This is a genomic window from Actinotalea sp. (assembly GCF_041597215.1).
Taxonomy (GTDB): Bacteria; Actinomycetota; Actinomycetes; order Actinomycetales; family Cellulomonadaceae; genus Actinotalea.
In genome coordinates this window covers 1-9,812 of the sequence record NZ_JBFHHB010000117.1, presented here as the reverse complement: position 1 = coordinate 9,812, position 9,812 = coordinate 1, and the positions used below count along the sequence as shown (strand labels likewise).

Below are 9,812 nucleotides of genomic sequence, written 5' to 3'. Positions count from 1 at the left end.
GCGCGGCACTGCCCGGCAGAGCAGCCGAGCCGGCCGGGCAGCCGGCCCCGTCGCCCGCGCACCCCGGGGAGAGGACGCCACCCCTCCCGGCGGTCGACGGCGGGCCCGAAGGAGGCGCGACGTCCGCCGCGGGGTCGCTCTCATCGGCAGCCGTCGATCGACCGGTGCCGGAGGGGACGGAGCTCGCGGGGATCGGCGCCGGCGGGTCCGGACGTCGCTCGCGGTTGCCACGCCAGGAGTCGCCCCTGGACTACGACCCGTGGCCATCGGGCGCTCGCGCCGCGGATGCGTACCCTGGAGGCGGAGAGGCCCCGGCCCGCAGCGCGGCCGCCGTCGGACGGAGGGAGGACGCCATGACCCCGACCAGCAAGGGGAGGATCGTGCCGGACGCCCCCCACGAGCGCGTCAGCAGCCCGCCGTACCGCGCCCTGGAGGCCGAGGTCGAGGAGACCCAGCTCCGTGAGGCCCGGAGCAAGGTCGCCTACGCCCCGACGCGCGCCCAGACCCGGCCCCGCGCGACGCTGCTGCTCTGGGACAACAGGGTGGTGGTCCTCGACGGCGCTGCGCTGGTCGGCCGCAACCCGTCACCGCGCGAGGGAGAGGCGCTCCCGGTGCAGGTCATCGCGGTCCTCGACCGCGGCCGCTCCGTCTCGAAGACCCACTTCGCCATGGGGGTCGACGCCGACGGCGTGTGGCTCAAGGACCGCAGCTCGACGAACGGCACGGTCGTGACGCTCACCGACGGGCAGCAGATCCTCTGCGCCCCCGAGCAGCTCGTGCGGGTGCCGGTCGGTGCCTCCGTCGCCTTCGGGGACTACTGGCTCACCGTCGCGGGCTGATCGACCCGACCGCTCCTGGCCCTGCGGAACGCGGGGCTGCCTGCCCGCAGGGTGTCCGCCGTCAGGACGATCAGCGCGAGCCACACCAGCCCGAATCCCCACCAGCGGATCGCCGGCATCTCCTCGTGGAACACGAGCAGGCCCAGGCAGAAGTGCAGGGTCGGGGTCAGGTACTGGAGCATGCCCACGACGCTCAGCGGGAGCCTGCGGGCCGCGCCGCCGAACATCAGCAGGGGGACGGCCGTCACGACGCCCGTCCCCGCGAGGGCGAGGGCGTGCCAGGTCCCGTTCGTCCCGAACCCACCGGCCGAGCCGAGCACGGCGAGGTAGATCAGCGCCACCGGGGCGAGGACGGCCGTCTCCACGGCAAGCGAGGCCAGCGCGGGAACGGTCCTGCCGATCCGGTTCTTGATCAGCCCGTACAGGCCGAAGGTCAGCGCGAGCGTCAGGGCGATCCACGGCAGCCGGCCGACCCCGACGGTCAGGACGACGACGGCGACGGCCCCGATCCCGAGGGCCACCCACTGCGCAGGGCGCAGCCGCTCGCCCAGGACGAGGACGGCGAGGCCGACGGTGACCAGCGGGTTGATGTAGTAGCCGAGGGCGGCGTCGACGGTGTGCCCGCTCAGGACGCCGACGACGAAGACCAGCCAGTTGGTCGCCACCAGCACCCCGGCCAGGGCGAGGGTGGCCAGCACCCGGCCGCGGCGGACCACGGCGACCGCCGTCCGCCAGGTGCCGGTGGCCACCAGGACCGCGACGCAGAACAGCAGGGACCACAGCACGCGGTGCGCGATGATCTCGACCGACCCGGCAGGGGTGAGCAGCGGGAAGTACAGGGGGAGGAAGCCCCAGAGCCCGTAGGCGCCGGCGCCGAGCAGCAGACCGGTGCGGTCCGGGGCGGGGAGGGTGGGCACGGGCAGAACCTACTCCCGTCGCGGATGCGGCCGAGGGCGTGCCCATGACGCGGGTGGGACGCCCGACCGGCTCGCACCTACACTGGCCTGAGCGATCCAGGCGTCCGCGCCGCCCCTGCACCCGGAAGGTTCCCCACCGCTGTGAGCAGCCCCCTGCGCGTCGCCGTCGTCGGCGCGGGACCGGCAGGCATCTACGCCGCCGACATCCTGTCCAAGTCGGGAGTCGACGTGAGCATCGACCTCATCGAGCGCCTCCCGGCGCCGTTCGGGCTCGTGCGGTACGGCGTCGCCCCCGACCACCCCCGGATCAAGCAGATCATCGTCGCGCTGGAGAAGATCCTCGAGCGCGGGGACATCCGGCTCCTGGCGAACGTCGACCTCGGGACCGATCTCTCGATCGAGGACCTGCGTCGGCACTACGACGCCGTGATCATCGCCACCGGTGCGATCCGGGATGCAGCGCTGCCGATCCCCGGGATCGAGCTGCCGGGGTCCTTCGGTGCTGCGGACTTCGTCTCCTGGTACGACGGCCACCCGGACGTCCCGCGCACCTGGCCGCTCGAGGCGCAGCAGGTCGCGGTGATCGGCGCCGGCAACGTCGCACTCGACGTGGCGCGCATCCTCGCGAAGTTCCCCCACGACCTCCTGCCGACGGAGATCCCGGAGAACGTGCACCAGGGGCTGCTCGCCAACCCCGTCACCGACGTGCACCTGTTCGCCCGCCGCGGCCCGGCGCAGGTGAAGTTCTCCCCGCTCGAGCTCCGCGAGCTCGGGCACGTGCCCGACGTCGACGTCCTGGTGTACCCGGAGGACTTCGACTTCGACGAGGGCTCGATGGCCGCCATCCACTCCTCGAACCAGACCAAGCAGGTCGTCAAGACCCTGACGGACTGGACGCTGAAGGACCCGGAGGAGCTCACCGGGAGCCGCCGGATCCACCTGCACTTCCTGCACCGCCCGGTCGCCGTCCTCGGCGAGGACCGGGTGACGGGCCTGCGCACCGAACGCACGGCGCTCGCAGGGGACGGTTCGGTCGCCGGGACGGGGCAGCTGCACGACTGGCCGGTCGAGGCCGTCTACCGCGCCGTCGGCTACTTCGGCTCGCCGCTGCCCGGTCTGCCCTTCGACGAGGTCGCGGGAGTGGTGCCGAACCGCGAGGGACGCGTCGTCGGCGAGGACGGAGCGCCCGTCCCCGGCATGTACGCGACGGGCTGGATCAAGCGCGGCCCGGTCGGCCTGATCGGTCACACCAAGTCCGATGCGGCCGAGACGATCCGGCACCTGGTCGAGGACGTCCCTTCGCTCGAGCGCGCACCCTTGCGGTCCCTCGACGACATCACCGCCCTGCTCGACGAGCGGGGCGTCGGCCACGTCGAGTGGTCCGGCTGGATGCTCCTGGACGCCTACGAGCAGGCGCTCGGCGCCCCGCAGGGCCGCGCGCGGATCAAGGTCGTGCCGCGCGAGGAGATGATCGCGATCGCCCGCGGGACGTCCTGACGGCCCCTGACCGCCGGGCTCTCGACGCGCTGCGCGCGCCCGCGACGGAACCGGCGGCCGGTATCGGGCGTTGAGCCTGCGGACGAGACGGGAGACCAGCGGTGGGACATCGGCACTTCAACGGGCTGAAGACGGCAGGGCTGTTCGCGGCCCTGTGGGTGGTGGTCCTCGGGGTGGGATCCCTCGTCGGGGGCGGCAGGTACGTCCTGCTGTTCGCCGCCGCCGGCCTGGCCATGACGGCCTACGGCTACTGGAACTCCGCGACCATCGCCATCCGGGCGATGCGCGCGTACCCGGTGAGCGAGCTCGAGGCGCCGGAGATGTACCGGATCGTGCGTGAGCTGTCCACGACGGCCCGACAGCCCATGCCGGCGCTCTACATCTCGCCGACCGCCGCCCCGAATGCCTTCGCGACGGGGCGCAACCCGCGCAACGCCGCTGTCTGCTGCACCGAGGGGATCCTGCGGCTGCTCGACGAGCGGGAGCTGCGCGGGGTGCTCGGGCACGAGCTCATGCACGTCTACAACCGCGACATCCTCACGTCGTCGGTGGCGGCCGCCCTGGCCGGCATGATCACCTCGCTCGCCCAGTTCCTGCTGTTCTTCGGCGGGGGCGGCAGGGACCGGGACAGCAACGGGCTCGCGATGCTCGCCATGGCGATCCTCGGCCCGATCGCGGCGATGCTCATCCAGCTCGCGATCAGCAGGACGAGGGAGTACGACGCGGACGAGGACGGCGCACGGCTCACCGGTGACCCGCTCGCCCTCGCCTCCGCGCTGGAGAAGCTCGCCGCCGGGACGGCGCGTGCTCCGTTGCCCGCCAACCGGGACCTCGTCGACGTCTCGCACCTGATGATCGCGAACCCCTTCCGCAGCGAGGGCATGGCCCAGCTGTTCGCGACGCACCCGCCGATGGCCGAGCGGATCGCCCGGCTGCGGCGGATGGCCGGCTACCCGGGGGCCTGAGCGTCCTTGCGGCGGGCGCGCCGGGCGCACTCCCGAGCGTCCGGCACCCGTGGTGACCTCCGGGCGCGACGGCCGACCGGGGGACAGCGTGCCGAACAGAATGCTGTACGTTTGTCATCGCTCTGATAAACGTATATCTTCTTCATGGGACAACAGATGGGGAGTGCGTCGATGTCGACGATCCAGACCTTCACGTGGGGTCACGACGCCTTGCGCGTCGTCCTCGGCCACGGCACGGACCTCGCGGTGTCCCTGCTCGCCGTGACGGACCCGGCGCAGAGCGCGGATCAGGTCCCCGAGTCGTTCGTCGTGGCGGACCGACCCGTCTCGGTCGGCGGCTACCGGCCCTCCGTCGTCCAGCCGCTGGTCGAGGTGTCGGTCCGCGGGCACGGCCGCGCACGGGCGAGCGAGCGGGTCGTCGAGACCGCTGTCGGGGCGCGGCTGCGCTACGTGGGCCACGAGGTCGGCTTCCAGGACGGCTGGCACGAGCTCACCGTCCGTCAGCAGGATCCCCTGACGGGTATGGGTGCTGTGACCCTGTTCCGCTCGGCCGACGGCGTCCCGGCTGTCGAGGTCGTGACGACGGTGGAGAACACCTCCTCCTCGACGCTCGTCGTGGAGATGGTGACGACGGCCGTGCTGACGGTCGCCGCGGTCCCGGTCGCCGGGGCGAGGCTCGAGCTCCTCGAGGGCCGCTCGGAGTGGCTGGGGGAGGACCGCTGGACGCGGCGCGATCTCACCGAGCACTCGATCGTCGACCTCGACTTCGCCCTGCACGGGCAGGACCCCCGGGGCCGGTACACCGTCGCCGGTCAGTCCACCTGGAGCACGAGCCGGCACCTGCCCTGCGCAGCGCTCGTCGAGACGCGTGCGGACGGCAGCCGGCGCACCACGGCATGGGAGGTCCACAACAACGGACCGTGGCGCTGGGAGCTGGGGGCGCGGGAGACGGACGGCATCTACCTCGCGCTCCTGGGCCCGGACGACGAGCACCACCACTTCGCGGCCGCCCTGGCCCCCGGCGACCGGTTCGCGTCCGTCCCGGTGGCACTCGCCGTCGCCGGTGGTGACTTCGAGCAGGCTGTCGCCGCGTTGACCTCGCACCGTCGCGCCCTGCGGAGCGAGCGGGGTGCCGTCGGCTGCCCGCCGGTCGTCTTCAACGACTACATGAACACGATCAACGGGGACCCGACGACCGATCGGCTGCTGCCGCTGATCGCCTCGGCAGCGGAGGTCGGTGCCGATGTCTTCTGCATCGACGCAGGCTGGTACGACGACGGAAACGACTGGTGGAACACGATCGGGGACTGGCTGCCCTCGACCCGACGGTTCCCCCGGGGGATCGACGAGGTGCTCGGTGCCATCCGGGACGCGGGGATGATCCCCGGGTTGTGGCTCGAGCCCGAGAGCGTGGGGTGCGACTCCGCGCTCGCGGCCCGGCTGCCTGCCGACGCCTTCATCCAGCGGGGCGGGGTCCGGGTCGTCGAGCAGTCCCGGCTCCATCTCGACTTCCGGCACCCAGCGGTCCGTGCTCATCTCGACGGGGTCATCGACCGGGTCGTCGGCGAGCTGGGCGTGGGCTACCTGAAGTTCGACTACAACATCCCGGCGGGCGTGGGCACGGACGTCGCGGCGTTCTCCCCGGGTGCGGGCCTGCTGGACCACGCGCGCGCCGTGCTGTCGTGGATGGAGTCCGTCCACCGTCGCCACCCGGACCTGATCGTCGAGAGCTGCGCCTCGGGTGCGATGCGCAAGGACTACGCGACGCTGCAGCACTTCGCCCTCCAGTCGACCTCCGACCAGCAGGACCTCTTCCGGTACCCGCCCATCGCCTCGGCGAGCCTGGTCACCGTGGTGCCGGAGCAGGCCGGGAACTGGGCCTACCCGCAGTCGTCGATGACCACGGAGGAGATGGCGTTCACGCTCGTCACGGGTCTCGTGGGGCCGATGGTGCTGTCCGGGTACCTGAACCGGATGAGCGCAGCCCAGCGCGCCCTGGTCGCCGAGGCCGTCGTGCTCGCCAAGGACACCTTCGCCATGCGATCCCGGGCCGTGCCGCTGTGGCCGACGGGCCTGCCGCGCTGGGACGACCCGTTCGTCTCGGTCGCCCTCGCCGAGGGCGACGAGGTCCTCGTGTTCTGCTGGGAGCGTTCGCAGTACCTCGGCGAGACGTACCCGGCAGAGCTGGGCCTCGACCTGGCAGGGTTCGCGGGTCGGTCGGCCCGCGTCGAGACGGTCTTCCCGCTCACGACCCCGGAGTGGAAGGCGCGCTGGCTCGCCGATGAGGGCGTGCTCGCGGTCCAGCCCACGGCAGAGGGAAGGGAGGCTCCGTCGGCGCGCGTGCTGCGCGTCGTCTTCGAGTGATCCGTCGGGCGACCCCCTGGCGCCCGCCACCGAGTTCCCCGCCGAGAGCGGGCCGGCAGAAAGAAGCACCGTGAAGATCAAGACTTTGAGCAGGTCGATGACGCCGCTGTTCGTCGCGGCGCTCTTCCTCACAGGATGTTCCGACCCCTCCGTGGAGGCTGCGGCGGAGCCGGCGAGCCCCGCCGACTGGCCGGCCGTCGACACCCCCCTCGACGGTGTCGAGCTGACCCTCTGGACGGCGGAGTCCACCGCCTCCGTCCCGGCCGGGGTCGCCGCCGCGTTCGAGGAGCTCACCGGTGCGACGGTCAACCTGACCGTCGTCCCCGACCAGTACGAGGCGAACGCCAAGACCAAGCTGGCCACCGGGGCCAAGCCGGACCTCATGTTCTGGGAGACCAACGTCTCCGTCCTCAACACCATCCAGGCCGAGGAGAACCTGCAGCCCCTCGACGGCGCGCCCTGGTTCGAGCTGCTCGACGCCGACTCCCAGCGCCTCGGGGTCAAGGACGACGTGCACTACGGCGCCATCATCAAGAGCTACGAAGTGATGGGCGTCTACTACAACCTGAACAACTTCGAGAAGGCCGGCATCACCGACGTCCCGCACAGCTGGGACGAGCTCGCCGCCGCCGCGCAGAAGCTGAAGGACGCCGGGGTCGAGGCCCCGTTCTACGAGGCGGCCGGTGACCAGTGGCCGGTGCAGTGGGGTGCGCAGATGTCGCTCGCGGACCTCTCGGCCGACGGCTTCTACGGCGACCTCAACACGGCCCAGGCATCGTTCAGCGACGCGGCCGTCGTCGACCGGCTGACCGCCTTCACCGACCTCTACGCCGAGGACGGGATGGCGAACTCCAACATCAAGACCGCGACCTTCGCCGACCAGGGCGCCGCCCTGATGTCCGGGGAGGCGGGGATGGAGTTCCACGTCAACGCGATCGTCGACCAGCTCTCGCAGGCGTACTCCCTCGAGGAGATCGACGAGACCGTCGGCTTCTTCCCGATCTCGCCCGAGGGCAACAACGGCACCATGTCCGGCGGGCAGGCCAACAGCCTCGTCGCCTACCGCACGGGTGACGAGACGCGGGAGGCGGCCGCGCGCCAGTTCCTCACCTTCTGGCTCACGGACTACTACCCGACCTTCATCGAGGAGATGGGCTACGTCTCGATCCAGCCCGCCGTCGCCTCACCCGCGGGGATCCCGCAGGCGACCCTCGACTCGACCCCGGCCGGCGCTGCCGAGAAGTTCGGCAGCACCGCTGTAGCGTCCATGCAGATGGAGGCGATCAACAACCCTGACCTGTACCTGAACATGGCTGAGGTCCTCCAGGGAGCCAAGACCCCTCAGGAGGCGGCTGACGCCACCCAGGCGCAGTTCGAGCAGCTCGCGCGCGCCGCAGGCGTCGCCGGCTTCTGATCGGCCAGCTCCACGGTGACCGGGGCGCCCGAGGTCGGGCGCCCCGGTCGACAGGAAGGCTCACCATGACCACGCTCACGCGCTCGTCGACCAGCGCATCGACGGCCCCCCAGTCCCCGCGTCGCGTCCCGCGCGGTCGCAACCGCCACCCGTGGTGGTTCCTGCTGCCGGCCTTCGCCTTCATCATCGTGTTCTTCGCGCTGCCGGTCGCGGCGAACTTCGTCTTCCCGTTCACCAACTGGTCGACGTTCCACTCCGACATCCGCTTCGTCGGGTTCGACTCCTTCGCCGACGTCCTCGGTGACGGGAGCCTGGCCAACTCGCTGAGGACGACGCTGGTCTACGCGGTCCTGGTCGCGATCTTCTCGAACGTCTTCGGCCTGGCGCTGGCGCTCCTCCTCGAGCGCGACACGCGGGTCAACAGGTTCGGTCGGGCGGCGTTCTTCCTCCCCGTCCTGATGTCGGCACTCGCCACCGGTTACGTGTTCCAGGCGATCCTCAAGGCCGATGGTGCGCTCAACTCCGCGCTCGCACTGCTCGCCGGGCAGCCGGTCGACATCGAGTGGCTGGGCTCGATGGACTGGACGATCGTGGTCGCCGCGCTCGTCCACACCTGGAAGTGGGTGGGCATGAACATGCTCATCTTCCTCGCGGGACTCAAGAACATCCCGACCGACAGCCTCGAGGCGGCCTCCATCGACGGCGCGAGCAGGTGGCAGTCCCTCCGGCTGATCAAGATCCCGCTCCTGGCGCCGGCCTTCACCTTCAACATCGCGACCGGGCTGCTGTCGACGCTCAACAGCTTCGACGTCATCCAGGCACTCACCGGTGGTGGGCCGGCCCGCTCCACCGAGGTGCTCAACATCTTCATCTTCCGCACGTTCGGCTCGGGTCTGTACGCCCAGTCGACAGCGATGAGTCTCGTGCTCTTCCTCGTGGTCGTGGTCCTGGCGATCCCGGTCATCGGATTCCTGCGCGGGCGCGAGAGGGCAATGTCGTGAAGACCCTGAGAGGTGCCGTCCAGCCGGCGGCCGTCCTGCTGCTGACGTTCGTGTTCGTCGCGCTGCCGATGTGGCTCGTGCTCATCACCTCGGCGAAGAGCCAGGGTGAGGCGCAGCAGCCGGACTTCAGCCTTCCCACCACCTGGAACCTGGCCGAGAACTACACCCAGGCCATCCAGCAGGGCGGGTTCTGGCGGGCGCTCGCCGGCAGCGCGATGATCGTCATCCCCGCGGTCGTCGTCGTGCTGATCACCGGGGCGATGGCCTCGTGGATCTTCGCCCGACGCAGCGGGCGCGCCCTCGGTGCGCTCTACGCGGTGGGCATCGCCGGGGTGCTCATCCCGCCGGCAGCCGTCACCGTGGTGCTCCTGCTGCGCAACCTCGGGATCGCCAACCAGCCGATCGGGCTGATCTGCGTCTACATCGGCATGTACCTCGGGAACGTGATCTTCTTCATGACGGGCTTCGTCCGGACGATCCCCCGGGAGCTGGAGGAGGCCGCGGAGGTCGACGGCGCCGGGCCGGTCAAGGTGTTCTTCAGGATCATCTTCCCGATGCTGCGCCCGACGATCGCCACCTGCGCGATCCTCATCACCCTGTTCGCCTGGAACGACGTCTTCTACGCCTTCTTCGTGATCGGCGGCGGCGAGACGACGACGCTCCCGTTGAGCCTCTACAACGTCGCGAGCAGCTCCCTGTACACGCACAACTGGAACCTGATCTTCGCCTACGTCGTGATGATGAGCATCCCGCTGGTGACCCTGTTCGTCTTCGGGCAGCGCCAGATCATCTCCGGGGTGACGCAGGGGGCGGTG

The 9,812-nt window shown here is 70.9% G+C and carries 8 protein-coding genes; 7 read left to right on the top strand and 1 reads right to left on the bottom strand.

The genetic code is table 11. The features are described from left to right. Nucleotides 1-353 precede the first annotated feature (353 nt). Nucleotides 354-839, top strand: coding sequence for an FHA domain-containing protein (locus ABWK99_RS09630; RefSeq protein ID WP_372594482.1), 486 nt, complete (start codon nucleotides 354-356; stop codon nucleotides 837-839). Here ABWK99_RS09630 and rarD read toward each other — a convergent pair. Further along, nucleotides 815-1,756, bottom strand: coding sequence for an EamA family transporter RarD (rarD, locus tag ABWK99_RS09625; protein ID WP_372594481.1), 942 nt, complete (start codon nucleotides 1,754-1,756; stop codon nucleotides 815-817). The two genes, ABWK99_RS09630 and rarD, sit on opposite strands and share 25 nt — an antisense overlap. Nucleotides 1,757-1,897: 141 nt before the next feature. Here rarD and ABWK99_RS09620 point away from each other — a divergent pair, with 141 nt between their 5' ends. The 6 genes from ABWK99_RS09620 to ABWK99_RS09595 all read left to right on the top strand — a co-directional run. Then, the gene (locus tag ABWK99_RS09620) at nucleotides 1,898-3,253 is read left to right on the top strand and encodes an FAD-dependent oxidoreductase (RefSeq protein ID WP_372594480.1); all 1,356 of its coding nucleotides are present in this window, start codon (nucleotides 1,898-1,900) and stop codon (nucleotides 3,251-3,253) included. A 101-nt stretch (nucleotides 3,254-3,354) separates the two neighbouring features. Then, entirely contained in the window at nucleotides 3,355-4,218 is an 864-nt protein-coding gene (gene htpX, locus ABWK99_RS09615) for a zinc metalloprotease HtpX (protein ID WP_372594479.1), read from the top strand. Nucleotides 4,219-4,389: 171 nt separating this feature from the next. Beyond that, on the top strand, nucleotides 4,390-6,582 hold the full coding sequence (locus ABWK99_RS09610; RefSeq protein WP_372594478.1) for a glycoside hydrolase family 36 protein: 2,193 nt from the start codon (nucleotides 4,390-4,392) through the stop codon (nucleotides 6,580-6,582). Nucleotides 6,583-6,652: 70 nt separating this feature from the next. Beyond that, nucleotides 6,653-7,996 carry an ABC transporter substrate-binding protein gene (locus ABWK99_RS09605; RefSeq protein WP_372594477.1) on the top strand — a complete coding sequence of 448 codons (1,344 nt, stop codon included), beginning with the start codon at nucleotides 6,653-6,655 and terminating at the stop codon, nucleotides 7,994-7,996. A gap of 65 nt (nucleotides 7,997-8,061) precedes the next feature. Continuing rightward, nucleotides 8,062-8,997, top strand: a complete 936-nt coding sequence (locus ABWK99_RS09600) for a carbohydrate ABC transporter permease (protein WP_372594476.1) — start codon at nucleotides 8,062-8,064, stop codon at nucleotides 8,995-8,997. After that, a partial coding sequence (locus ABWK99_RS09595) for a carbohydrate ABC transporter permease (protein WP_372594475.1) occupies nucleotides 8,994-9,812 on the top strand: 819 nt, incomplete at its 3' end. The genes ABWK99_RS09600 and ABWK99_RS09595, both read left to right, overlap by 4 nt.

What these genes read in the sequence shown, in the direction of transcription:
- ABWK99_RS09610 (WP_372594478.1), top strand. Translation starts at nt 4,390, where the DNA reads ATGTCGACGATCCAGACCTTCACGTGGGGTCACGACGCCTTGCGCGTC.
- ABWK99_RS09630 (WP_372594482.1), top strand. Translation starts at nt 354, where the DNA reads ATGACCCCGACCAGCAAGGGGAGGATCGTGCCGGACGCCCCCCACGAG.
- ABWK99_RS09600 (WP_372594476.1), top strand. Translation starts at nt 8,062, where the DNA reads ATGACCACGCTCACGCGCTCGTCGACCAGCGCATCGACGGCCCCCCAG.